This window comes from Snodgrassella sp. W8124, from assembly GCF_016100875.1.
Classification (GTDB): domain Bacteria; phylum Pseudomonadota; class Gammaproteobacteria; order Burkholderiales; family Neisseriaceae; genus Snodgrassella; species Snodgrassella alvi.
In genome coordinates this window covers 295,543-321,906 of record NZ_JACFRP010000001.1, presented here as the reverse complement: position 1 = coordinate 321,906, position 26,364 = coordinate 295,543, and the positions used below count along the sequence as shown (strand labels likewise).

Here is a 26,364-nt window from a genome sequence, read left to right as displayed (position 1 = left end):
TATTTTGTGTCTCTTATTTTCAGATAAAACATAGAAAAAACGGCAGCTATTGCTGCCGTTAAAAATCATATAACTACATTAATTAGTCCTGTGATTTCTGTTCAGATGCAGATGCTTTAGATTCAGTATTATCCACATCCTCAGTCACAGTATCAGCTTTAGTTTCGGATTGAGTTGCTCCATCCGCTTTAGCATCTGTTTCGGTTTCAGCTACCGCATCAGTCTTAGCTTCAGTTTCAGTCTCAGCTAACGGCTGCTCAGTATCGCCATCCTTAACTATATTTTCACTGAAATCTTTTGGCGGACTAGGCTGCTTACCGGCCATAATTTCCAGCACCTGATCACGGTCAATGGTTTCCCATTCAATCAGAGCCTTAGCCATGGTATGCATCTTATCGCGATTCTCATCCAGAATTTTATAAGCAATTTCATACTGCTCATCAAGGATGCGACGTACTTCAGCATCTACTTCCTGCATGGTTTTTTCAGAAATATTTTTCGATTGCGTTACAGAGCGCCCGAGAAACACTTCATTTTCATTTTCACCATATACTACAGGTCCCATTTTTTTGGACATACCATAACGGGTTACCATATCACGCGCAATCTGAGTAGCACGTTCAAAGTCATTAGAAGCGCCAGTAGACACACGACCAATAAACAACTGTTCAGCTATACGACCACCAAACAGAATTGAAATCTGATTAAGCATCTGATCTTCATACATACTGATGCGGTCACGTTCCGGCAGCTGCCAAGTCAGACCAAGAGCACGCCCGCGGGGCATAATCGTTACTTTATGTACCGGATCTGTAAAATCCAGTGTCTCAGCAACAACAGCGTGACCTGATTCATGATAAGCTGTGGCTTTTTTCTCATCCTCATGCATAACCATGGAACGGCGTTCAGGACCCATGTAAATCTTATCTTTAGCATCTTCAAAGTCACTCATGTCTACTTTGGTCTTATTCCGACGACCTGCAAACAGAGCAGCCTCATTTACTAGATTGGCTAGATCAGCGCCGGAAAAACCCGGAGTACCACGTGCCAGCACAGGTAAATCCACTGATTTATCCAGAGGCACTTTAGCAGCATGTACTTTCAGAATCTGTTCACGTCCACGGATATCCGGTAACGGTACCACTACCTGACGGTCAAAACGGCCTGGTCGCATCAGAGCAGGATCAAGCACATCCGGACGGTTAGTTGCCGCAATCACAATAACTGTTGTATTGCTTTCAAAACCATCCATCTCCACAAGCAGCTGATTCAGTGTTTGCTCACGTTCATCATTACCGCCACCCAAACCGGCACCACGCTGGCGGCCTACCGCATCAATTTCATCGATAAAAATCAGACAGGGAGCATTCTTTTTTGCCTGCTCAAACATATCGCGAACACGCGATGCACCCACACCAACAAACATCTCTACAAAATCGGAACCGGAAATACTGAAAAACGGCACCTGAGCTTCGCCGGCAATTGCTTTTGCCAGTAATGTTTTACCTGTACCCGGTCTGCCACACATCAGAATACCGCGCGGTACGCGTCCGCCAAGCGTCTGATAACGCTGTGGTGCCCGCAGATAATCCACAATTTCCTGCACTTCTTCCTTAGCCTCATCACAACCGGCTACATCAGCAAAGGTTGTTTTATTAGACTCTTTATCCAGCAATCGGGCACGGCTTTTACCAAAAGAAAAAGCACCACCCTTGCCTCCGCCGCCTTGTGTGGAGCGCATGAAATAAAAAAATACACCAATCAGCAACAGTATAGGTAATATGCTGATAAACATATTAGTCAAAATACCCGGTTTTTCTTCCGGAATCACATTAACCCGAATATTTTTCGCTATCAGATTACTAACAAAATTATTTTCCAGCGGTGTCGGTGCATTGGTAATGAAAGAAGATTTATCATGACGCTGGCCCTTCAGTTGCAGACCATTAATCACTGAACCTTCAATATTTACACTGGCAATCTCACCCTTGTTAACCTGCTGAATAAACTGAGAGTATTCAATTTGCTGTTTACTCTCTTTTTTCTCAGTAATGGCATTGAATGCGGCCATTAATACTAACGCCAGCACCAGCCAGACCAAAAGATTCTTTACGGTATTCCGCACTGTCAGAAACTCCTAAGGAGGTTAATTAATTGTTGTTCAGAATAGTTAATATAGCCACATCTTCACATAGCATTGGCTATAACTACTATTTTTTACCGCGACCAAGCAAATAAATTTCGCTCGAGCGGTCACGGGATGCTTTCGGCTTGCGAACCATTACCTGAGCAAAACAATCCTTCATAGCCTGCTGAAACTCTTGCAGACCTGCTCCTTGAAACACCTTCACCAGAAAATCACCACCCGGTTTGAGATGTGCCTGAGCAAACTCCAGACCCAGTTCTGCCAGATAAAAACTGCGTGCCTGATCAGTAATGTTATTGCCAGACATATTGGGTGCCATATCACAAATTACAAGATCCAGTTCACAACCATCCAGCAAAGTTTCAAACTTTGCCAGCACGTCATTCTCGCGAAAATCACCCTGAATAAAACGTACACCCGTCACTGGTTCCATAGGCAGAATATCCAGTGCAAATACCTGTCCAGCCGCACCAGCCAGCCTGGCCGCAACCTGCGACCAGCTACCCGGAGCACTGCCAAGGTCAGCCACTACCGCACCCGGTCGTATCAGATGATCCTTATCATTGATTTCCAGCAACTTATAGGCTGCGCGTGCACGGTAGCCTTCTTTTTGAGCCAGATGAACATAATGATCGTTAACATGCTCGTTGAGCCATGCACTGGAAGATTTAGAGCGAACACCCATGATGCAAATTCTTGAAAAAATCACCACATTGTATCGTGAAATTGATGCAGAATACAGCATTTCCCCTTATATAAAAGATAAATTCATCAGCATAAATAATTTTATCCGCCGGCTATACTCAGCAATTAATCAGACCTGTTTCTCAGGTTTTATTCCAAATCTTTTTTGTAGTGTAAGTTACTCATCTGAATAGATTGACATAGTGAAACACCAGCGCACATATCTGATAAATTGTTTCATTAGCTGCACCAGAATAAAAGCTATAAGAGCGCATAGCGGCAGATAAGCAGGGGTTTCAATTCTGGTACTCAATGGCATGATAGTATCGGCCGTAGCAACATATGTTGCCCATGTATTTCTATCATTTTCCAGGTCAATAGTTTCAATCTCAATCAATTGAAGCTGTGGCTCCTCTTTAAGTACCTTATAACTGAAGGAATAATTACCATCTGATGATTTATCCTGCCCGCTGGGGAATTTGGCCAGAAATGACGTATTTTCCGGTTTAAAATCTCTATTAGTACTATAATTTACCTGAGTAAAAGTACCATCAGACTGAAATACCGCAACTTCAAAAGGATAATGAGATTGGTTTTTGATGCTGCTTCTAGTATATATATGCGACACTAACGGCAGACAAACCACGCACAACCCAAGCCCTGCAACCAATCTGAAAATAAAGGTATCCAGAACTCTCAGTATGCCAAGGCACAAAATCTGCGAAAATTTCATAATTATAATGACTTAACGAAAAAGATATTAATTTTTGCTAACTAATTAAAATAGAATAAATATTACCAACAATAAACAAATATCACAGAAATTAAATATACCTGAATGTTTTATAAATTACTATTTTAATTAAAATAAGAAATACCTTATTAATATACTGATTTTGAATTTTTATTTTCAATACAAATATACAAGACCTCTCAACTATAAAAAATCGTCTGTCTCATTTAAAATAGCTCAACTCTGAATCTAACTTGAATAACAGGCTAATCAGATCGTAATTAATCCGGAAAGTAAAATGGCAACAGATAAATTAAACAGTAAAGAAAAAATGGCATTAAAAGCTCGTGCACATCAATTACATGCAGTAGTACTGATTGGTCAGCACGGACTGACTACTGAAGTAATCACCGAAACCAATCGTAATCTTGATGCACATGAACTGATTAAAGTACAGGTAGCAGGTGACGATCGTGCAGCGCGTATAGCTATTGCAGAAGAACTATGCAAAGCTACTCATGCCGAATTAATTCAGCATATTGGCAAACAACTAATATTATTCCGCCGCAAAGAGAATCCGGCAGAATAAATAAAAGCGATTCATTACATGAATCGCTTTTATTTTATCCGGCTAGTTACTGTAAAACAGTAAACAATTTTTTAAATGCAGATAAATTAAATATAAAACACTTCAAGAATTTCATATTCGCGAATACCGCCCGGTGCCTGAACTTCTGCCACATCACCCTCTTCCTTACCAATCAGAGCACGTGCTATAGGTGAACCGACATAAATTTTAGCCTGTTTAATATCTGCCTCATCTTCACCCACAATCTGGTAACTCACTACTTCTTCGGTTTCCAGATCCTGCATTTTCACTGTAGCACCAAAAACCACCTTACCATCAGCATTGGTTTCTTTTGGATCAATAATATGCGCCAGGGAAAGCTTGTGCTCAATTTCAGCAATCCTGCCTTCAATAAAGCCCTGTTTTTCTTTAGCAGCTTCATATTCTGCATTTTCCGACAGATCGCCATGCGAACGTGCTTCAGCAATTGCTTCAATTACAGCCGGCCGAGCTACACTTTTAAGCTCTTGCAGCTCTTGTTTCAGCAAATTAGCACCAATTACGGTCAACGGAATTTTTTGCATCATATTTCTCCAAGATACCGCTGCAGAATGCATCAACGGTATTTCGTATTAATAACAAAAAGCAAGCCGCCCGATTTTGGCGGCTTGCGCTGTTCCATAGGTGCTATTTTAGCAGACCGGTATAAAATAGCAACGTTTATAACGACTATTTCATAGAATAATCAGCTAATTTAATTTGCCATAATATTCATCATCAATACTGCGGCTTTGTATGTTCATTAATCTGATTAATCGAACCAATCATCGCCAGATTTATCTGAAGTCTAAACTTCATTTAAATATATTTTAATAAAAATATACATATTTTAATTATTTTATTAGCTTATGCCTCGGTTATCTAATCTTTTAATTATTTCATAATATATAGTAAATCAATTCAGCTTTCTTTTATGAATTTTAAAAAATTCAGTTTCGCCCGATAAGGAAAATCACTCAGATATAAATTTTTTGCTAAAATTCATCAGAACAAATTTACCAAAAGAATACTGCTGCTAACCATTTAAAAAATATATACATTGATTGGCTTGTTAATAAAATATTCAACATCACTACGCTAATTAGATTTAAATTAGACTATTAGTATATCCTTTCGCTCTCGCTTTATATCTAATCAAATAATCCCGTTTAAAAATCCAAAATTATTTCAATATGAATCTATTTAAAACAAATAAAAATTTTGTAGCTATGCTATTAGTAATATTGTTGTCTGCCTGTAATAAAACTAAATCATTAGAAGAAAGTTATAAAACAGATACTCTGAATGTAAATACAGAATTTATTACTGAAAAGAATATAAATATTAACCAAATACAACAGATACCAGTTAATACTTTAGTATCAAAATACCCGCCATTAACAGATAGTACTTTTATTTTAGGCAAAGGAGATGGTGTGATTTCAGAATTCAGAATTAGTTTAAGAAATACATTTACAGAAAAAGAAATTGAAAACAGAGACATTATAATCAGAGAAGTAACGTGGTCTTGCAATCAAGATGAAAATTTAACTATCTGGTATGAGAAAAAACAGGATCAATGGGTTCTGGTAGACCATGTAATCTGGTATAAAGATGCTTTATTTTAAACATTTATTTAATCATTAAATATTAACTTATTATATAAATAATAGTCCTGACTATAACTTGAGAGCTAAATTTAATTATTTTATCTGATTGACAGCCAATCAACATAAAAATAAACACTATCCAATCCAATTATTAATATTTCATTAAATAAAATACCTTTCAAAGATATTTCTCTGAAAGGTATAAAATTGATTAATAAAAATTATCAGGTTTTTATCAATTTAAAATAGATTCAATGCTATTCTTTGTTATTAAAACGGAATATCGTCATCAATATCATCTACCGGAGCAGGAGTAGGTGCCGGTCGCGGTGCCTGACGGCGCGGAGCTGCCGGTGGCGGACTGGAAGCAGCAGGTGCAGCATCATAACCGTCCTGATTATAGTTACCTCCTCCCTGTGCGTAGTTGGTTCCGCTATTCATCTGATCATAGCTATTACCTGAGCCGGAAGCACTGTCATTGCGACTGCCCAGCATTTTCATTTCACTGCCGATAATATCGTATGCGGTGCGTTCGATACCATCTTTACCGGTATATTTACGACTTTGAATCCTGCCCTCAATAAACACCTGACTGCCTTTACGCAAATACTGGCTGGCTATCTCACCCAATTTACCGAACAGAGTAATATTATGCCATTCAGTACGAGTCTGGCGTTCACCATTACGGTCACGCCACTGTTCATCAGTAGCTATGGAAAAATTGGTTATTGCATCTCCGCTGGGCATATATCGTGTTTCAGGATCACGACCCAGACGGCCAACCAGGATGACTTTATTAACAGACATGGTGGTTTCCTAATAATGAATACAGGCTGTCCAAGATGACAACCCATAATTAAAAGATTACAAATATCGCAGAATGCCGGAAATTCAGGCCCATTGCCAGTGCCGTTGCCAGGCATTGATAACAGCATTCGAGTAAGTACTACGCCCTAAGCTACCATTATAACGCGCCAGCGCTCTTACCATATTACCATTCTCACGATTTCGATAATAACGCAGGATAGTACATCCGTAACGTAAGTTAGTGCGAATATCGAATAAGTTATGTTCCGGACGACCAATTTGTTTTACCCAGAAAGGCATTACCTGCATTAAACCGCGGGCGCCTACTCCGGAGATAGCATATTGACGAAAACGGCTTTCCACTTCGATCAGACCAAGTATAACCTGCGTATCCAAACCAGCACGCATTGATTCATACTGAATATTGGTTAATAAACGTTTTCGTGCATAATCATCAGGAATATGTGAAGCAAGACGACCCGACATGGCATTTAGCCAGCGGCTGGCCTCTGCGGGCGAAGAAAAAATCAGGCGCGGAGGATTGGCATTATTAACTGCATTGCGCATGATCGAAGCGACATCATCAGAAAGGGTTTCTTCACGCTGTGCACCTGCCAGCACTATACGCGGCACAGCTATCCCCAGCAGGGAAGCACCACCTGCCTGTAACAGCCGGCGTCGCGAGACAGATTTATTTCTGTACGGCATATAATTTAATTCCGTTTGTGTATTGTATACAAACTGATTGCAAGATTACGATAGGCAATTTTAATTGATTATATTAAATATAGTTAGATATTTTAAAGTTTATACAGTAATTTTTATGACAATATGAGTTTTTCAATTCACAGAATCCATACCAGACAACTGTTTTAAAGAAAAAAGCCAATATCAATATTGGCTTTTTTCATGATATAACAGCTGAACTGCTTAACTCAGGGCGATCGGTACAAAAGCTTCACGCGCCAGTTCTTCTTGTGCCAGATCAGTTACTACTGTGGAAAATTGTACACCAAACCAGTTTCTGAAATTTTCAAAGCTCAAATCAGGCCACAAGCTTTCATCCTCACACCAGTCAGCCAGTTCTGCTGCAAAGATATCCTCATAACGCTGTTCGATTTCAACCCACAAGCTCTCTATATCTTCACTGGCGGAAGTCAGATAGGCATTGGCATCCTGTTGCAAAATATCCAGAGATAACTGTTCCAGATCAATATCAGGTAATTTTTGCAACCAGGCCCAGAATGGTTCAAGCGGAACAAGCAAAAATACACTGCGATTAACTTCATACATAGTCTTATTCCTTGTTTTATACTGATCTGAATTTCAGTTTTCGGAATGATACTTTTTACTGTTATAAAATACTAACGTTTAATGCACATTCCAATAGGGCTGACTTACCGAAACCGGAGATTCAGTCAAATTGTCGCCTGTATTTTTATCTGGTGTTGAATCAGTTGTTGCCGGAACATTATCATCTGATTCAGTTACTTTTTTAAAAGATTGACTTGATGATACAGAAGCCGGCTGGGTAACGGCATTATCGCTACCTGGAGCTACCAGATTATCTATATCGTCATCATCTTCATCATCTGCCGGAAACAATGAGCCGCCTACCTGATTGTTACGCAATTTCATATATACATCACGCATGTATGTATAGCGATCCAGTGCAGCATCATTCAAGCTATCGGTTACATCCAGCAATGCTTCACGCGAGGCTACTCCATTCAGGCCGGTAAGACTCCAGCGTACAGCATCTTCCTTGAAAATAGCATTTTCTATCGGGAATACATCAGTAATGGTACTTCCGATACTATCACGTACTGTCGACGGACCCAAAAGAGGATAAACAAAGTAATTACTGTTTTTCCAACCCCATGAGGCAAAGGTATCACCAAGGGTATTTTTGTTGTTCGGAATCCGGCCTGCATCAGCAATATCCAGTAAACCGCCCAAGCCAAATGTAGTATTAATACCAACGCGCACGAAATCTGTACTGGCTTTCTCAATATCCAGACGCAGCAGATTACTGCCAAAACTCACTACATCGCGCAAGTTATTGAAAAAGTTGTTAACGCCTGTACGTACAGGTGAAGGAGTGACTTTTCGGTAACCGCGGGCAACCGGTGTCATGATATAACGATCAAGATGATCATTAATATTGAACATCACCCGGTTATAACCCTCATACGGATCTTTATAAGTATAGGTCTGTTCTGCTGCCGCCCAGCCAGCCTGACTGAGCACAAGCAGTACACAGCCTGTTAGCAACTTTTTCTTACTACTCATTGTAATGATTCCTCTACACCGTAAAGTGCCATCAGGGTAATGAGTCCCGCCGGCACACCGGCGATGTGCAACATAAATTTCTGTCTGTGCGCCAGCCGCTTAGCCGCCACGAGCAATGCCACGCAGGCAGAATCGGCTTCGGTTACACCACTGACGTCCACTTTTTCTATTTGTCCGGTTTGGATATAGTCACAGAAACGTTTGAAATCGTTTTCTCCTACTGTACCCATAGTTACCTTGTCATGAATCATCAGGGTTTTACCCTGCACGTTGGTTTGCATGATTATTTACCGTTTTTGGCACGTAAATCCGCTACTAAACCATCTATGCCTTTCTGGCTGATAGTCTGATTAAACTGGTTGCGGTATACAGTCACCAGACTGGCACCTTCTACAGCTACATTGTAAATACGGTATATATTGCCTGCCTGATACAGGGTGTAATCCATACGTACTGGTTTACTGTTAGGTGTTGTAACATCTACACGCACAATGATTTCGCGTCCGCCCTTATTAACGACAGGATTACTGTATACATTTGCCTGAGCATTTTTAAATTTCAGCATAGTGCCGGAATAAGTACGGATTAACAGGGTTTTAAACTCCTGAGTTAATGCCTGCTGCTGTGCAGTACTGGCGGTACGCCACGGAGCACCTACCGCCAGTGCAGTCATGCGCTCAAAATCAAAATACGGAATAGCATAGTTTTCAGCCTGACGGCGTACCTGATTATCATTTTTACCATTGGCTGAACTTAAAATATTCAATACCTGAGTAGCATTGTCTTTAAGCTGGCTTACTGCCTGCTGTGGTGAAGCAAATGCCATACTAATGCTCATAATCGCAATACTTACCGCCCCGAAAAATGAAGATTTATTCAGTTTCATTAATATATTCCTTTAATTAAATCAAATTTGTTTATCTACTGTTACTTTTACTTATTCACTTGCAGAAGCAGCAGTATCTGTTTTTTTATTATCGCTTTTGGCATTACCCTCAGCAAAACTGGTCATAAATTTACCAATTAACTGTTCCAGCACCAAAGCTGAACTGGTAATAGTAATATTATCCCCATCGGCCAGATTATCCGGGTCGCCGCCTTGCTCCAGTCCGATATACTGGTCGCCAAGCAAACCTGAAGTCAGAATCTGCGCTGAAGTGTCAGTACTAAACTGGTACTGTTTATCAATTTTTAAAGTCACTTTAGCCCAGTAAGTTTTCGGATCAAGTACAATTTTGTCTACCCGGCCAACCACAACACCGGCTGCTTTGACAGGCGCCTGTGTTTTTAAACCGCCAATATCGCTGAACGAGGCCGATAAAGTATATGTAGGCTGGGAAGAGCCGATACCATTACCGCCGGCTACCCGAAAAGATAAAAATAGAATTGCCACTATGCCTATTAAAACAAATAGACCAACCAGCATTTCCAGACTGTTTTTTTTCATATCATTACCTTGTTAATCTGCACCCTATTTGGTAAACATCAGAGCGGTCAGCATAAAATCCACTGCCAGAATAGTTAGTGAGCTGGATACAACAGTACGTGTATTGGCGCGCAAAATACCTTCTGATGTCGGTTTTGCATAAAAACCCTGATAAACAGCTATCAGAGTAACAACTACGCCAAATACCAATGATTTAATTAAACCATTTACAACATCGTAGTAAAAATCAAGATTATTCTGCATTTGACCCCAGAATACGCCGTTATCCATGCCAAAATATTTTACGCCAATCAGATAAGCACCATAAACGCCGGCAACATTGAATATTGAAGCCAGTAAAGGCATGGAAAGTACACCTGCCCAGAAACGTGGGGCGATAACTCTCGCCACCGGATCAATAGCCATGACATTCATGGCTTCCAGTTGTTCAGTGGTTTTCATCAAACCTATTTCACTGGTCATTGCACCACCGGCACTGCTGGCAAACAGTATTGCAGCCAGTACCGGACCAAGTTCGCGCAGCATGGCGGCAGCCACCATATAACCAAGAATATCAGCAGATTTAAATTTAGCCAGCTGTGTATAGGCCTGTAACCCCAGTACCATTCCGACAAACAGTCCTGATACTGCGATAATGACAATAGAAAGAACACCGGAAAAATACATTTGCCGGATCATCAGGCGCGGACGGCGTAAAACTGTTCCGCTGCGCAGCAAGGCGGCAAGCAGAAATAATGCTGCCCGCCCCAGATGCTGGACAAAACTCAGGGTTTTTGCACCCAGTTGCTCGATTGCTTTCATCACGCGATGTCTAAATCCTGTTGTAAGGTGGTGGTAGCCGGATAACGAAATGCTACCGGGCCGTCTGCCTGACCATGAATAAACTGATTTATCCATGGTGAATCCAGTTCACGCATTTGTTGCGGTGAACCGGAAAAAATAATTTCACCGTGTGCCAGAAAAACCACATGGCTGGCAATATCCAGAGATTGCTGGATATCATGTGTCACCATTACGCTGGTAGCATGTAAGGCTTTATTGATCTTACTTACCAGACTGGCTATTACCCCGAGTGAAATCGGATCCAGGCCGGTAAATGGTTCATCATATAGCAATAATCCCGGATCAAGTGCAATTGTACGAGCCAGTGCTATTCGTCTTGCCATACCACCGGAAAGCTCGGATGGCATTAATTGCTCTACCCCGCGTAAACCAACTGCATTCAGTTTCATGACCACCAGATCATGTATCATGCTTTCCGGCAAATCAGTATGTTCCCGCATTGGAAAAGCAACATTATCGAATACTGATAAATCCGTAAACAAAGCACCAAACTGAAACAGTACGCCCATGTTACGGCGATGGTAATACAGTTCTTCGCGGCTGAATTCGGCAATATCACGACCATTGATCAATACCTGGCCCTGTTGTGCACTGATCTGACCGGTGATTAAACGCAACAAGGTTGTTTTACCACTTCCGGAACTACCCATAATAGCGGTAAAACTGCCCTGCTCCAGTTTAAAATTAATATTTTTTAAAATGGGTCGGTCGCCATAAGCGAAAACCACATCTTTCATTTCAATAAACGGCGTAGCCATATTGAGAATTCCCATGCCGTATAGCAACTTAGATTTTATGATGTCTGTTGGTATTTATCAAATACAAGTGCGTAATTACTGCTCTGCTTTCCAGTGCCTGCTCATATTCAGTGCAGCATGAATTGCTGCAAATAAACTGCTGCTGGTTGCTTCACCAGTACCGGCAAGATTCAGCGCAGTACCATGATCCACTGAGGTGCGGATAAAAGGCAGTCCCAGAGTGATATTAACGCCCTCTCCAAAACTTGCATATTTTAATACCGGCAATCCCTGATCATGATACATAGCCAGAACAGCATCAGCCTGTTCAAGCATGAAAGGCTGAAACAGTGTATCTGCCGGAAATGGTCCGGTTATTTGCATACCCTGCTGTTGTAACTGGCTGATTACCGGAATAATAATATCATTTTCTTCATTTCCAAGATGACCGCCTTCACCAGCATGCGGATTGAGACCGGCAACCAGAATACGCGGCTGTATCAGCCCGAATTTTGTCTGCAAATCATGATGCAGAATAGTTAGTACTTCGGTTAATAATTCAAGTGTCAGGGTATCTGCTACTGCCCGCAGTGGTAAGTGAGTAGTGGCTAAAGCCACTCTCAGACCGCCACCGGTAAGCATCATTACTACTTGAGAAGTAGCACTCTTAGCAGCCAGATATTCCGTATGGCCGCTAAAAGCAATACCGCTATCGTTGATAATTCCTTTATGAACCGGAGCAGTGACTATAGCAGCAAATTCACCCTGTTCTATGCCAGTATATGCTCTGTCCAGTAATTGCAATACATAAGCAGCATTTTGTACGTTTAATTTTCCTGCCTGAACAGATACCTGAACTGGAATATGACAAACTTCCAGTACTCCGGATACAGGTTTGTTACTATCTGGCTGATAAGCCTGTATGGTAATTTTTTTATTCAGTTGTGCCGCACGCTGCTGCAATAATTGCATATCTCCCAATACCACAATGCGTTGCGGCCAGTCCTGGCTGGCCAGATCCAGACAGATATCCGGACCGATACCTGCCGGCTCTCCGCTAGTAACAGCAATAATTAACTGATTCTTCATAAAAATAAGCCAGAATTATAATGATATTTTTCACAGAAAAATCAATAAAAAATACTTAGCTATCAGAATATACAAACTCGACATTTCGACACTGATACAGGCTGCACGCATTGCAGAAAAGTTGTTTTTATGCAGTTAATCCAAAGGACGAATACTGATATAGGCCTGATCATGTAACTGTTTCAGGAAATTCTGCAGTAGAATTTCGCGTTTTTCCTGTACCAGTACTGCACGCATCCCGTTACGCTGACGTTCTTGCGGGCTGTCATTGCTTCTGACAGCCACCAGACGGATTACGTGCCAGCCAAACTGAGTACGCACCGGCATGGATATCTGACCCGGCTGCAATGATTTCACCGCAGCTTCGAATGGCGGCACAGTCTCACCATCGATAATCCAGCCCAGATCTCCGCCATTTTGTGCACTGCCATCCTGAGAATACTGCCGTGCCAGCTGATCGAATGAGGCACCGGAACGTGCCTGCTGAGCAATCTGTTCAATCAGTTTTCGTGTGATATCGTTATCGTTTTTCAACAGAATATGTTGCACATGATAGGAATAGGCTGTAACTGGTGGCGGCAGAGGTCGTCCTTCCTGCTGGGCACGTGCAATAGCATCATCTACCTCTGCATCACTGACCTGACTTTTGCCCATTACTTCACTTTGTTCAATTTTCTGTGCCAGCAGGTTTTCCGTTATGGTGCGGCGCAGCTGATCTTCATTCACACCTTCTTTAGCAATGCGCTGAATCAGCTCTTTAACTGTCATATGGCGTTGTGAAGCAAACAGTTCAATTGCTTCGTTTACATCGGCATTAGTCAGGCGGATATTGGAGCGCTTGGCAGCTTGCACCAGTAAATCCTTACGTATCAGCTGTGCAAGTGCCTGCTCGTGTAAATCTGCATTACTGATATTTTGTCCTTTTGGTAACTGTGAACGCATCTGGGCTGCTACTAAGTCCAGCTCGCGACGTGTTATTACATCATCATTGACAACTGCCACAATGTTATCAACTGGTTTGATATCCAATGCCATTGCCGAAGGCAATACTACAGCCAGCATAGTTGCTGCCAGCCAAGAATGTATCTTTTTCATTAATGTTTTACCTCATAAGTATTGCTGTAACCGGGAATTTGTGAAGTGAGCTGATTTAGGGAACCATTTCCCATACCTGTCAGGTCACGCAACTGCAATTGGAATAATACGGCGGTTTTGCGTTTTTTGTAATCATCTGTATAGCGGGAACCTACCAGTCCGGCACTCCAGCAATGACATGGACTCTGGTACTCTATCCCTACTGTCTGATTCAGAGATGTACTACTATTAAAATCATAATCCTGCCGTGCAACCAGATAGTAATTACGGGTTAGCGGCCATTGAATACCAACATCTATTGTACGCATTTTGCCATAAACATCATCGTATAAATTTTCATAACGACCATATTTATAGCGAACACTGATAGTTTTACCTGCATTCGGTGTATAGCGGATGCCAAAGTTATAACTTTCAGATGTTTTTAAATCCTGATTGTAATGCCAGTTAGTTTCAGCTGTGATGTGCTCGCTCAGGGCAGCACGTCCAAAAGCCACCATATCAGAGCGTTTGCGTTCTTTATTTTTAGGCGTGTTGTCATTCAGTTTGACGTTATCATCACGGAAATAAAAGCGCTGACCAATACCGGCTGCGAAACGTTCAATACCGTTAGTACTATCATATATCCGAGATTGCAGCGCCGTTGTCATAAAATTAGCCGCATTGATTCTGTCCTGTCCTGAATAACGGTTTTCATGAAATAACTGATCATAGGTAAAACTGTTTTCGGCTGTATCAAACAAAGGCATATCATTCTGATTACGTCGCGGTATATAGGTATAAAACAGACGTGGTTCCAGTGTCTGAATATATCCCTTGTTTAATCGATTGTTTTTCCATAAACGCTCAAAGGTCACGCCTGAATCCACACTAAGTAAAGGTACGGCACGATCCATACTGCGGCTATCCTGATTATCCTGCCGGTTCATATCATAATGAGTGGCATGAAAACTCAGTTTTGGCCGGATATACCCCCAGTTATTGGAATAGTCAGCAGTAAATGTTGGCAATAACACCAGACGGGTACCATTGGGATATTTATGTATCCACCAGTCTTTATGACCAGTTTCCCTGCCCTCAAAACGGGTTGCTTCAGCATAGACATTGACTGCGTAATGATTACCAAAATAACGGTTCCACGTAGCAGATAAACGAGGTAAACGTGAGTAAGGCTGATCCTTATATCCACTGATTGAGGCCAGTGTCTGATATTTTTGCACCATTAAACTGCCATCAAATGTCCCGCCCCATAAATCCCGGTGGTAATTCAGCCATGCCTGCCGGTTCAGATTAGAACTGCCATTATCTCCGCTCCAGAAATCACGCCGGTAATCATCATCTGAGACCTGATGATAGTCAATACCGCCGGTTAATCCCTTTGCCAGTCTCTGGGAATGGGTAAAATCAATTTCAGCACGATTTTTGTGACTGCTTTTCTGATCATTCGGCACCCAGTCAGCACTAATCTGCCCCTGATAAGTCGGCTGCAGGTAACGGAAATCACCACCCAGCTGTAGACCACGGCTGCTAATAAAATGCGGCCGGATAGTTGCATCATAATTAGGAGCCAGATTCAGATAATAAGGAGTCATTATTTCAAAACCGTCAGATCCTCCTTTAAGTGTAGGCGTCAGAAACCCGCTTTTACGATTGCCGTTTAACGGAAAATCGATCCATGGTGTATAAAACAGAGGAACACCGCCAAATACCAGCGTTGCATTACGGGCTACCCCAACATTTTTATCATAATCCAGATCAATACTGCCTGAACGGATATACCAGCTGTCATCGCCCGGATTACAGGTATTGAATTTAGCACTTTGCAGACGATAGCGATTTTTACCACCCATCTGTATCTCGTCCCCGACACCTTGCAGACGCCGGTTATCATTTTCCATTTCAAAGCGGCCGGCATCACCGACACCCGTACTTTTAGCCATGTCGTAAGTAACATGTTCACCGGTAACACGTCCCTTACCATTATCTAAAGTAAAGTGATCACCAGCTTTAACAATCTGGCTTTCCTGATCATAATCAGCCCAGTCTGAATTCAAAGTGACATCATTACGCTCAATAATGACACTCCCTTTTGCATGTACCTGAACCTGTGACTGCCCGTTGACATCGTCAGCCACAACCCGGGTAACATCAGTACCCGGATTAGCTTCACCGCTGCTTTGTACAGGTTTAACAAAATTTTTCGGTCGCTGTGGCGCTGTACAAACATTTCCTTCGCCCATAGACAAAGGTGAGGCCGCAAGAACAAACCCGGGCAAAGTACAAAAAACCGTTGTTAAGGCCAGAGCTAATGGTTTTGGAGAGAATAAGTAGGACAAAGTATCACCTAAACGGCTTTGCCAGTTAAAATAGTGTTTATTTTAACCTGAAAAATGTCATGCAACGAGAATCTGAATTAAAAAAATGGTTTCATACCTGCTATCCGCAACAGGAATTTGTTCTTAGTTTTGCAGCTGCTGATGCTGATTTCCGACGCTATTTCCGCGCTACTTTTACTGACGACCGTACAGTAATCTGTATGGACGCCCCTCCGGATAAAATGAGTATCCTGCCATATATTAAGGTACAAAAGCTTTTTCAGGCTCTTAATGTTCCCGAAATCTATCATCTGGATACACAGCAAGGATTTATGGCTCTGGAAGATTTTGGTAATACCCCTTATCTGGCTGCACTGCAACAGGATAAACGTGCTGAAGTACACAAAGTATTGCTGCTGGAAGCCATTGATGAACTCATCAAACTGCAACTTTCAAGCCAGCCGGATCAACTACCATTATATGATGAAGCCGTACTAAAAAGGGAAATGCAACTTTTTCCTGAATGGTATGTTCAGAAAGAACTTGGTTTATCATTAACTGAGAAACAGCAACAGTTATGGCAGCAAACAGTTAACAATATATTACCGGTAATATTGTCACAGCCACTGGTCTATGTACATCGTGATTTTATTGTTCGAAACATCATGCTCACCCGCGACCGCCCTGGTATTCTTGATTTTCAGGATGCATTGTATGGTCCGATTACTTATGATTTAGTATCACTATTACGTGATGCATTTATCGAATGGGACGAAGAATTTATACTTGACATTGTCATTCGTTACTGGGAAAAAGCAAGAGCTGCCGGATTACCGGTACGTACTGATTTTGATCAGTTTTACCGTGATTTTGAATGGATGGGTGTACAGCGCCATCTGAAAGTTGCCGGTATCTTTGCCCGCTTATATTACCGCGATGGTAAAGATAAATATCGCGGTGAAATTCATCGCTTCCTGAAATATTTACGCAAAACCAGCCGCCGTTATGGTGAATTGCGCCCGCTACTGCAATTAATTACTGAATTAATTGGCTCAGAAGAAGTTCAGACAGGTTATACTTTCTAATTAAATCAAAATTATTAAATATCTGCCAAGAAATAATAAAGCTGCCTTAATTCCTAAGCAGCTTTATTATTTAATCTGCAGAAATATTAAATAAAAATTTTAGTTTCTGCCAAAATCCCATTACTGCATAATTATTTAACCGGTTATTTAAGTGCCATTCCTGTTGTTTCATTTGTTCAAGTAAATTGTGTAAATGTGATGCTTCAGATTTCATTTCTTCGTACTTTTGATTTATATAATTAAGCTCTCTTTTTAAATTTGCTTGTTCATTATCATTTAATAGCTGCTTATTTTCTAATTCACGCTTATATGCGTCTTCAAGAGAAATAATCTTATCCGTATAAAATTTATGATTCACCGGATCTGAACGTATTTTACCATATACATTTTTCTCAAAAATCTTCTTTAGTGAGAAATAATAGTTTTCAACATCTGCAACTGTAAACTTTATTTCACCGCCAAACTCTGTCTCTAGTTTTAATTTTTTTGAAATACTCACTTCAATGATCGGTATATGATTTTTTTCAAAAGAGTGTATTTTTTTAGAATAACAAGCATTAGTATAAACAACCTCTATAGCCAGACATCCTTTCCATTTTTCCTGCAATTCACACTCAGAAGAAAAATAGCCAACAAGGTCGGGATAATATTTTTCCTCATCTTGATCGAAATGCTTAAATCGAAGACACGGCTCAACTAAAAATTTTGAAAAATTTAAAATATATTTATTTTTATCAATAGTAAATTTAATTACAGGCATTTCCAGTAATATCACTGTCGCTGCAGAATGGTAAATAGACTCTTTATTGTTTTCATCAATTTCGTCGGATTTATACCGAAAAAAGCCATGTTCAGTTGGAATTAACTCCAGACGATTAATTTCATCGTATTCCGTTGAGTAAAACGTTAATTCCAGATATTTTTTAAAATTTTGTTCTTTTAATCTCAGAACATCCCAGATATAAAAAATTTTTGGCTGCAAAGATTGATTTTCGCAGATAAAACATTGATTTTTATCTTTAGCATATGCCCAGATTTTTCTAGCCAATTGTTATTCTCCCCTGTATTAAGTTTAAACAAAATAATTCAGATTCACAAAATTGATTTCTTCCTTAAAACTACAAAGGCATATACCCGTCAAATCGCGTTGTTTTACCAAAATACTGAAAAGCCGGTGTCTTTCCTGCTAAAACTGCCCCATTAGCCGGTCTTTTTACCACGACCCGTTTTCGGGCTAATTTCTGTGCTGCGAGTAATAAAGCCTGATCATTATTCATATCCGCATTACCCAGCAATTCATGAAAATAAGCCATTTCTTTTTTTACTGCTGCTGCTTTTTGCTTTTGCGGATACATCGGATCCAGATAGACCACATCAGGCAATGGTATCTGTTTTTGTTCCGCGTCTGGTAAAGTGATACTGCCATAATGCAGATGAATCTGCTGTGCTATATGCGCAGTCTGTTTATCAACCATCGCACGTTTCAGCCCGTCCGCAAATAAAACATATACATAAGGATTCTGTTCAAATACCACAACTTCCAGTCCCAATGATGCCATTACAAAAGCGTCCCGACCTAAACCTCCGGTAGCATCCCAGACAAGCGGCCGGTTTTTGGCCTGAATAGCACGTGCCAGTAATTCTCCCCCACCAAAAAGCCGCCGGTGCCGTGCAGTACCTTCTACAAAATCAACCCGCACGACCCCTTTTTGCCCGGCTTTAGCTAAAGCAAGACTGTCATTTTCGTATATCAGATATAATCCCTGTTCGGGTGGTTGTTGCTGATAACAGAGTTTTTTACTGGCTAGCAATTTCTGTAAAGGAGTGATCAGATCAGTTTTATCTGCTATCTGACCGGTTAAAATCAGAGGCTTTACCATCAGACAATCCCTAACCGTTCCATCCGGTAACGCATAGAACGAAAACTGATACCCAGTAATTTGGCGGCCTGTGTTCGGTTATATCGGGTTTGCGCTAAAGCCTGTTCCAGGATTTTTCTCTCTATTTCATCCAGATAATCCTGTATCTGAGTTTTTCCGAACTGGTAATCCTCAATTTCCTCATTACTATCTGCGGATAGATTACTGCCGGCATTCTCTGCAGATTCAGTACGCGGATTATCCAGCTGATAGCTATGAATCTGTAAATCATCTACCTCAATAATATGATTTTTCGACAGTGCAATAGCACGTTCCAGAATATTCTCCAATTCACGGAAATTACCGGGATAACTGTATTGCAACAGTGCTTTTTTTGCTTCCGGTGTTAATGTCATGGTTTCATCATGCAAAATTCGTTGCAGTAAAACCCGAATTAACTGCGGCAAATCATCACGTAATTCACGTAATGGCGGCATGGTAATAGATACAACATTCAAACGATAAAACAAGTCCTGACGAAACTGACCTGATTCAACCAGAGCATTTAAATCTTTATGGGTTGCACAGATAATACGGACATCAACCTGCTTTTCTTCCATTTCGCCAATCCGGCGTACAGCACGTTCCTGAATGGCCCGCAATAATTTAACCTGCATCGATAGTGGTAAATCAGCTACTTCATCCAGAAATAATGTTCCGCCGTCCGCATGCTGAAAAAAACCGGCCCTGTCTGATTCTGCTCCGGTAAAACTGCCTTTTTTATAACCAAAAAACTCACTTTCCATCAATGCTTCAGGTATGGCACCACAATTTACAGCAACAAATGCCTTGTCTCTGCGTTCTGACTGTTCATGAATACTGCGTGCTGCCTGCTCTTTACCACTGCCTGATTCTCCGGCGATGTATACCGGCACGTTACTTTTAGCCAGCTTGCTGATCAACTGACGTACTTCTGTTATTAACGGAGAATTACCCAGTAAACGTTCACGTACCTGCTGTTCGTTAACCATTGCGGAATTATCTTCATTTTTTTGTTTATTTTCAGACTGTTTAAATGCGGTTACCATTTTATTATCTATTTCGGTTTCAGCAGTATTATTGATTGTAATAACAGATTTAACCAGAGTACGTAGCTGCGCCAGTGTAATAGGTTTTTGTAAGTAATCGAAAGCACCATTTTTCAATGCCTGTACAGCCTGCGCTGCATTTCCGTAAGCGGTAATAACTGCAATCGGAATATCCAGATTATGGGCAGTAATATAATCAACAATCTCCAGCCCGGAGCCATCCGGCATACGCATATCCGTTAGCACCAGAGAGAAAGCATGCGTACGTAAAGCCTTTTTTGCCTCAGCTACACCAGCAGCAGTTTTTACGGACAAACCCATTTTAATCAGGGTTAACTCCATTAAATCACGAATATCGGCTTCATCATCTATTATCAGTACCGGCTTTTCTAAGTCCATCTGATTATTATTATTCATCAACCATCCTTGGCAAGGTTAATTCAAATCCATTAACTTCAGGGCGATAAATTAACTGACCATGATTAGCCTGAGCCAGTTCGCGCGCCACATATAATCCAAGACCGGTGCCGCTGGATTCAGTCGTGAAAAACGGTTCAAACAAATACAACTGATTTTCCGCACTGACACCAGCACCATTATCAATTACGGTAATGGAAATTTCATTTTGCTCTTCTATACAAAAAATAACACGAATAGCATTTTTATTCTGCAAACTATGACGCCAGGCATTATTCATCAGATTCCATATAATCTGCTGCAAGTGTACCGAATCACACCAGACGATTAAATCCCCTTTATCGGCTTGTAGTTCAATACAATCCACAGCCTGCTGCCTGATCAGTATAAATTCCTGCATAAAGGCAGTCCAGAATACCCGCAAATCAATTGCCTGCTTATTTTTTTTATCCCGCTTATTCAGCATACTGATATCTTCAAGCATTTTATCAATACGACTGATATTGTTCTCTATAATATTAAACAGCCGCAGTCGTGTCGAATCATATTCTTCTTCCTGTAACAATTCATTGGCCTGTCTTATTGCAGACATCGGATTACGAATTTCATGAGCCAGATTAGCCGTTAACTGGCCTAATGAGGCCAGTTTAATGGCCATAGCCTCCTTATCAATTTCAGTACGCGAACGCATTGATAACATCAGTAAAGGCGTATTTGCTTCCTGTAACAAGCGTGCATGCACCCTCATCGGCCAATTATTCAGTGTACAGTTTATTTCGAAAATATTTTTCTGTTCAGTGTGCCAGTAATGCATAACCTGACGAAATAAAGCAGTTTGTTTATCAACCAGCAGCATTGGGAAATAATTCTGCGCCTTCCGGTTAATCAGCCACACCAGACCGCTTTCATCCAGTACAACTACCCCCTCCTGTACATAATTAAAAGCACGGTCGAGCAAATTCCGGTAACTGTTCAGCATTTTTGACTGCTGATATTGCAAACTTTGTGAACGCGCCAGTAAAGTAGCGGCATAGGCAGTCAGACCGGCCACAAGAAAGACAGCGGCAATCAGCATGATGGCAATAATGCATATCCGCATACTGTGATTAGCAAAACCATTACGGCTTAGCTGCGTCCAGGTAATGATGACAATCAGTAAAGTTACATAACCGGCATAAATCATCGGATACCGGCCACGGCTGAACAAACAGGCCGAACCGACAAATGGCAGAAGTAAAATACCAAAACCGCTATCAACTCCTCCACCCATATTCATCAGCCAGGCTATCATGGTAATGTCTACAGCAGAATTAACATTTGGTAGTGCATCCGGCTGATTCTGCCAGCGTGGTACCAGCATGGAAAAGACAATCAGAATACCGTAGAGCGCTGCCCAGCTATACAGTTCAATTTTATTGAATATAGGTACAGCCAGACCGGGCTCATCCATGCTGCGGGTCAGCAAATAAAACGTCATAATTGAAAACAGCAGACTTATACGCGCAATATTCAGCAAAGCTGAAAGTCTGTCCAGATATTGCGGCCAGCCATTTATATGCGTTTTCATACCGGCTTAGTTTCCGTTATCCAGATCACCATAGACGGCAACGATATCACCCGAAACGCTTAATTCCTTACCTTTATGTCCGCGTTTATTAAGAATATCCTGAACGCGTAAGGTTTCCTGATAGCGTCCGCCACGTTTACCCTGAGTCTCCAGTTTAAATTCTGATTTATTTGTCAGAGTAAGATAAAGCAGTTTCTCATTAGCCGGTAAACTCATAATTTGCAGACCACGGCCTTTAGCCATCACTTTCAACTCATGTAATGGAAAGGCCAGCAGGCGATTGGCACTGGAGATGGCTATAAGTTGAGTCTGCCCGTTTACAGACAGACAGGCAGACGGTACAGGAAGCGGCGGCAGCAATGTCTCATCACTATTAACCGTCATAACAATTTTACCGTTTTTAGTACGGCTGACCATATCTTTGAATGCAACCACAAAACCATATCCGCCACTATTACTCAGTACATAATGCTGTTGCGGCAAGGCACTGAGCATAGCCACAATTCTGGCACCTTTATCTAGGTCAACCAGAGAACCTGCAGGTACACCATCACCACGTCCGCCCGGAATACTGGCAGCATCCACACTATAGGCTCGCCCGCGCGAATCAAGTAAAATTACCGGCCAGACTGTACGTCCCTCTACTGCCTGAAGCAGACCGTCACCTTCCTTGAAAGTAGTCTGGCTTAAATCCAGATTGTGTCCGACACGCGTTTTCAGCCAGCCCTTCTGTGACAATACCAGTGTAACTGGTTCATCTGCAGTCGTTCGGGTAAGCGTAGCCCGCTCTGCCGGCTGTATCAGTGTACGCCGGTCATCTCCATAGATTTTGGTATCAGACTCAATTTCTTTGATAATTAGTCGTTTTTTAGCTTTATCATCTTCCAGAAGGGTGGTTAACTGATCATGTTCCTGCTGTAGTTTATTAAGTTCTGTTTCCAGTTTAATCCACTCCAGTCTGGCCAGCTGACGTAAACGGATTTCAAGAATATCATCCGCCTGTATCTCACTTAAACCGAATGCAGACATCAATTCATTTTTGGGTTCATCTGATTCACGGATAACCCTGATGACTTCATCAATATGAAGAAATGCCGTTTGCCGCCCATGTAAAATATGAATACGTTTTTCCACCTGTTCCAGACGGTATTGCAAACGTCGCGTAACAGTAAGTATCCGAAAATCCAGCCATTCACGCAGAATCTGATATAAATTCTTTTGTGCCGGTTTATTATCCCGCCCCATCATAACCAGATTGACCGGCACATTCCCTTCCAAACTGGTTTGTGCCAGCAAAGTATTCATAAATTCTTCAGGTTGAAGACGATTGGATTTCGGTTCAAACACCAGACGCACTGGTTCCTGACTATCTGATTCATCACGCACCCGCTCAAGCAGTGATAGCATTAATGTGCGCGTATTCTGCTGTTCCTGAGTGAGATTTTTTTTACCGGTTTTCGGTTTGGGATTAGTCTGTTCTTCTATCTCAGCCAGAATTTTTTGCGCAGAAGTACCGGGAGGTAATTCTGTGACAATAGCCCGCCAGTGTCCGCGTGCCAGTTTTTCAATTTCATAACGTGCGCGTACACGTATACTGCCTTTACCCTGTGCATAAATTGCCTGAATATCCTCTGGTGCAGTAATAATCTGACCACCACCGGCAAAATCAGGACCGGGTAAATACTGCATTAAGGCTGCTGAATCCAGCTCAGGTTTTTTCAACAGAGCCACAACAGCTGCACTGACTTCGCGTAAATTATGTGAAGGAATTTCAGTTGCCAGACCTACTGCAATACCTGAGGCGCCATTAAGCAATATCATTGGCAGGCGTGCCGGTAATACAGAGGGTTCAGCAGAACTGGCATCATAATTGGGCACAAAATCCACAGTACCCATATCGATTTCCGATAACAGCAATTCAGCAATTGGTGCTAAGCGTGCTTCGGTATAGCGCATAGCTGCTGCGCTGTCACCATCACGTGAACCAAAATTGCCAATACCGTTAATCAGAGGGTAACGCAAGGTAAAATCCTGTGCCATCCGAACCATAGCATCATAAGCTGATGAATCACCATGCGGATGATATTTACCTAGTATCTCACCAACCACGCGGGCAGATTTTACCGGTTTGGCACCATGAGCCAGCCCCATATCTTTCATAGCATACAGAATGCGTCGCTGAACCGGCTTCTGCCCGTCAGCCACATCCGGTAATGCCCGCCCTTTTACCACACTCATGGCATAGGCAAGGTAAGCACGTTCTGCATACTGACCAAGTAACAGATGATCATCACTGCGGTCTGATTGTTGAATAGATTCACTCATACTTATTCTGACTTAATTAAATTCTTCTGTGGAACAGATTATCTAAGCTACCTATTGTAAAGGATTTTGCTTTTATACCCAAAACTACTGCTTCTGGTTTGATGAAATAACAGAACAGAAATTCATGTTATAAAAACCATTATCATTTCAGCTAAATATTGTTGGTTTTAATACAACACAAACTTTGCAGAAATTGCAATTTTTTCTAAAGAATAAACTTTTTTATCTAATTTTTTAAAAATTTTCTTATGCCGGCAATATATCGTATTTAAATTATATATTGATTTTAAAAATAAAAAAGCTGTCCGGAGCTCAGCCCGGACAGCTTTAATAACTTTAATCAATTAATCAGCTTGTCGGCGAATGACTGCCGGAATTTCGAAGTCATCCAGCACAGACTGATTTGAGAAATCAGCAGCAGCCAGATTCATCCCGCGTGCACTGCGTCCTGAACGTACCACACTTCCGATATCCGGATAGGCATCTTCAGTACCAGTTGCTTGTACGGTTTGCAAAACACGCAAACTGCTTGGTTGCTGGTGATGTAAAACTTTCTGTTCCTGCAATCCGGTAGCAATAATGGTTACGCGGATTTCGCCTTCTTCCATACTGGCATCTTCAGAAGTACCGTATTTCAGTGCGGCATCATCATGTGCATATTCATCAATCATGCACATAATTTCTTTGTATTCAGACATTTTCAGGCAGCCTGGTGCGGTAGTAATATTAACCAGCACACCCTGTGCGCCATCCAGAGTCACATCATCCAGAAGCGGGCTGGCAATAGCCTGTTCTGTAGCAATACGGGCACGGTCAACACCATGTGCACTGCCTGACCCCATCATGGCCATACCCATAATACTCATGACATTTTTCACATCGGCAAAATCCAGATTAATGATACCCGGATTAGTAATGACTTCAGCAATTCCGGCTACTGCATTACGCAATACATTATCTGCCGCACGAAAAGCCTCGCGCATACTCACATCTTCACCCAGTGCCGACATTAATTTGTCATTCGGAATAACAATGAGTGAATCAACGGTATTTTTAAGAATCTCAATCCCGTTATTAGCAACGTGAATACGTTTACCTTCATACTCAAACGGACGGGTAACAACAGCAACAGTCAGAATACCCATCTCTTTTGCCAGTTCTGCAACTACCGGAGCCGCACCTGTACCTGTACCACCACCCATGCCGGTGGTGATGAACAGCATATTCGCTCCGCGAATAGCATCAGATAATGCTTCGCGATCTTCCATTGCGGCGTTACGGCCAATTTCCGGATCGGCTCCTGCGCCAAGACCACGGGTGAGATTATTGCCCAGCTGAATGCGTTTAGATGCTTTACTGTTTTGTAAAGACTGTGCATCAGTATTGGCACTGATAAACTCAATACCGGCAACCGCATTTTCCACCATATTGTTAATAGCATTACAGCCACCACCGCCGATACCAATGACTTTGATAACTGCAGCACCGACTACCGTCTCCACAACATCATATACCAATTGCATTTATGTCTCCTGACAAAACCTATGCATAAACGTCATCTGCCCTTGTATAGCTATCATTATATAGACAGTTATATACAATGCGCAAAAGTTCTGTC

Annotated in this window: 25 protein-coding genes; 3 read left to right on the top strand and 22 right to left on the bottom strand. The window is 41.6% G+C overall.

Annotated elements, in window-relative coordinates; all coding sequences use genetic code 11:
- Positions 1-82: 82 nt before the first annotated feature.
- The 3 genes from ftsH to H3U73_RS01420 form a co-directional block, all read right to left on the bottom strand.
- A complete protein-coding gene (gene ftsH / locus H3U73_RS01430) occupies positions 83-2,125 on the bottom strand; it encodes an ATP-dependent zinc metalloprotease FtsH (RefSeq protein WP_198189889.1) in 2,043 nt (680 codons plus the stop codon).
- 85 nt (positions 2,126-2,210) lie between these two features.
- On the bottom strand, positions 2,211-2,831 hold the full coding sequence (locus H3U73_RS01425) for an RlmE family RNA methyltransferase (protein ID WP_041880460.1): 621 nt from the start codon (positions 2,829-2,831) through the stop codon (positions 2,211-2,213).
- Positions 2,832-3,008: 177 nt separating this feature from the next.
- Complete coding sequence (locus H3U73_RS01420; RefSeq protein ID WP_025331210.1) at positions 3,009-3,563, bottom strand: hypothetical protein; 555 nt, start codon at positions 3,561-3,563, stop codon at positions 3,009-3,011.
- Between the two features lie 298 nt (positions 3,564-3,861).
- Here H3U73_RS01420 and yhbY point away from each other — a divergent pair, with 298 nt between their 5' ends.
- Complete coding sequence (gene yhbY, locus H3U73_RS01415) at positions 3,862-4,152, top strand: ribosome assembly RNA-binding protein YhbY (protein WP_041881436.1); 291 nt, start codon at positions 3,862-3,864, stop codon at positions 4,150-4,152.
- Between the two features lie 86 nt (positions 4,153-4,238).
- Here yhbY and greA read toward each other — a convergent pair whose 3' ends face one another.
- Positions 4,239-4,715: a transcription elongation factor GreA gene (greA, locus tag H3U73_RS01410; RefSeq protein WP_025331212.1), complete on the bottom strand. Its 477-nt coding sequence runs from the start codon at positions 4,713-4,715 to the stop codon at positions 4,239-4,241.
- Positions 4,716-5,363: 648 nt separating this feature from the next.
- On the opposite strand from greA, the gene H3U73_RS01405 reads away from it, so the two are divergent.
- Positions 5,364-5,798 (top strand): hypothetical protein, encoded by a 435-nt coding sequence (locus tag H3U73_RS01405; RefSeq protein ID WP_198189887.1) that lies wholly within the window; start codon positions 5,364-5,366, stop codon positions 5,796-5,798.
- Positions 5,799-6,050: 252 nt separating this feature from the next.
- Here H3U73_RS01405 and H3U73_RS01400 read toward each other — a convergent pair whose 3' ends face one another.
- From H3U73_RS01400 to H3U73_RS01345, 12 genes are all read right to left on the bottom strand, one after another.
- Positions 6,051-6,587 (bottom strand): single-stranded DNA-binding protein, encoded by a 537-nt coding sequence (locus H3U73_RS01400; protein ID WP_025331214.1) that lies wholly within the window; start codon positions 6,585-6,587, stop codon positions 6,051-6,053.
- Positions 6,588-6,671: 84 nt separating this feature from the next.
- The gene (locus tag H3U73_RS01395) at positions 6,672-7,295 is read right to left on the bottom strand and encodes a lytic transglycosylase domain-containing protein (RefSeq protein WP_198189885.1); all 624 of its coding nucleotides are present in this window, start codon (positions 7,293-7,295) and stop codon (positions 6,672-6,674) included.
- 222 nt (positions 7,296-7,517) lie between these two features.
- On the bottom strand, positions 7,518-7,880 hold the full coding sequence (locus tag H3U73_RS01390) for a VacJ (RefSeq protein ID WP_198189883.1): 363 nt from the start codon (positions 7,878-7,880) through the stop codon (positions 7,518-7,520).
- A gap of 78 nt (positions 7,881-7,958) precedes the next feature.
- On the bottom strand, positions 7,959-8,879 hold the full coding sequence (locus H3U73_RS01385) for a VacJ family lipoprotein (RefSeq protein ID WP_198189881.1): 921 nt from the start codon (positions 8,877-8,879) through the stop codon (positions 7,959-7,961).
- Positions 8,876-9,160, bottom strand: coding sequence for a lipid asymmetry maintenance protein MlaB (locus H3U73_RS01380; protein ID WP_025331218.1), 285 nt, complete (start codon positions 9,158-9,160; stop codon positions 8,876-8,878). Before H3U73_RS01380 ends, H3U73_RS01385 begins: the two co-directional genes overlap by 4 nt.
- 2 nt (positions 9,161-9,162) lie before the next feature.
- Positions 9,163-9,759 (bottom strand): phospholipid-binding protein MlaC, encoded by a 597-nt coding sequence (locus H3U73_RS01375; protein WP_025331219.1) that lies wholly within the window; start codon positions 9,757-9,759, stop codon positions 9,163-9,165.
- A gap of 57 nt (positions 9,760-9,816) precedes the next feature.
- The gene (gene mlaD / locus H3U73_RS01370; RefSeq protein ID WP_084547255.1) at positions 9,817-10,326 is read right to left on the bottom strand and encodes an outer membrane lipid asymmetry maintenance protein MlaD; all 510 of its coding nucleotides are present in this window, start codon (positions 10,324-10,326) and stop codon (positions 9,817-9,819) included.
- A gap of 24 nt (positions 10,327-10,350) precedes the next feature.
- Entirely contained in the window at positions 10,351-11,127 is a 777-nt protein-coding gene (gene mlaE, locus H3U73_RS01365; protein WP_078475685.1) for a lipid asymmetry maintenance ABC transporter permease subunit MlaE, read from the bottom strand.
- Complete coding sequence (locus H3U73_RS01360) at positions 11,127-11,927, bottom strand: ABC transporter ATP-binding protein (protein WP_198189878.1); 801 nt, start codon at positions 11,925-11,927, stop codon at positions 11,127-11,129. The genes mlaE and H3U73_RS01360 overlap by 1 nt, the downstream gene beginning before the upstream one ends.
- Positions 11,928-12,002: 75 nt before the next feature.
- Positions 12,003-12,995 (bottom strand): 4-hydroxythreonine-4-phosphate dehydrogenase PdxA, encoded by a 993-nt coding sequence (gene pdxA, locus H3U73_RS01355; RefSeq protein WP_084586099.1) that lies wholly within the window; start codon positions 12,993-12,995, stop codon positions 12,003-12,005.
- Between the two features lie 135 nt (positions 12,996-13,130).
- A complete protein-coding gene (locus H3U73_RS01350; RefSeq protein WP_025331224.1) occupies positions 13,131-14,090 on the bottom strand; it encodes a peptidylprolyl isomerase in 960 nt (319 codons plus the stop codon).
- Positions 14,090-16,426, bottom strand: coding sequence for an LPS-assembly protein LptD (locus tag H3U73_RS01345; RefSeq protein WP_078475687.1), 2,337 nt, complete (start codon positions 16,424-16,426; stop codon positions 14,090-14,092). The genes H3U73_RS01350 and H3U73_RS01345 overlap by 1 nt, the downstream gene beginning before the upstream one ends.
- A gap of 59 nt (positions 16,427-16,485) precedes the next feature.
- On the opposite strand from H3U73_RS01345, the gene amgK reads away from it, so the two are divergent.
- A complete protein-coding gene (amgK, locus tag H3U73_RS01340) occupies positions 16,486-17,490 on the top strand; it encodes an N-acetylmuramate/N-acetylglucosamine kinase AmgK (protein WP_110414459.1) in 1,005 nt (334 codons plus the stop codon).
- A gap of 70 nt (positions 17,491-17,560) precedes the next feature.
- On the opposite strand, the gene H3U73_RS01335 is transcribed toward amgK, so the two are convergent.
- The 6 genes from H3U73_RS01335 to ftsZ form a co-directional block, all read right to left on the bottom strand.
- A complete protein-coding gene (locus H3U73_RS01335; RefSeq protein ID WP_198189876.1) occupies positions 17,561-18,538 on the bottom strand; it encodes a hypothetical protein in 978 nt (325 codons plus the stop codon).
- A gap of 70 nt (positions 18,539-18,608) precedes the next feature.
- Complete coding sequence (locus tag H3U73_RS01330) at positions 18,609-19,370, bottom strand: class I SAM-dependent methyltransferase (protein WP_084585935.1); 762 nt, start codon at positions 19,368-19,370, stop codon at positions 18,609-18,611.
- A complete protein-coding gene (locus tag H3U73_RS01325) occupies positions 19,370-20,854 on the bottom strand; it encodes a sigma-54 dependent transcriptional regulator (RefSeq protein WP_084565507.1) in 1,485 nt (494 codons plus the stop codon). The genes H3U73_RS01330 and H3U73_RS01325 overlap by 1 nt, the downstream gene beginning before the upstream one ends.
- The gene (locus H3U73_RS01320; protein WP_084565508.1) at positions 20,847-22,421 is read right to left on the bottom strand and encodes an ATP-binding protein; all 1,575 of its coding nucleotides are present in this window, start codon (positions 22,419-22,421) and stop codon (positions 20,847-20,849) included. Before H3U73_RS01320 ends, H3U73_RS01325 begins: the two co-directional genes overlap by 8 nt.
- 6 nt (positions 22,422-22,427) lie before the next feature.
- Positions 22,428-24,746: a DNA topoisomerase IV subunit A gene (parC, locus tag H3U73_RS01315; protein ID WP_198189874.1), complete on the bottom strand. Its 2,319-nt coding sequence runs from the start codon at positions 24,744-24,746 to the stop codon at positions 22,428-22,430.
- A gap of 344 nt (positions 24,747-25,090) precedes the next feature.
- A complete protein-coding gene (ftsZ, locus tag H3U73_RS01310; RefSeq protein WP_025331232.1) occupies positions 25,091-26,269 on the bottom strand; it encodes a cell division protein FtsZ in 1,179 nt (392 codons plus the stop codon).
- Between the last annotated feature and the right edge of the window lie 95 nt (positions 26,270-26,364).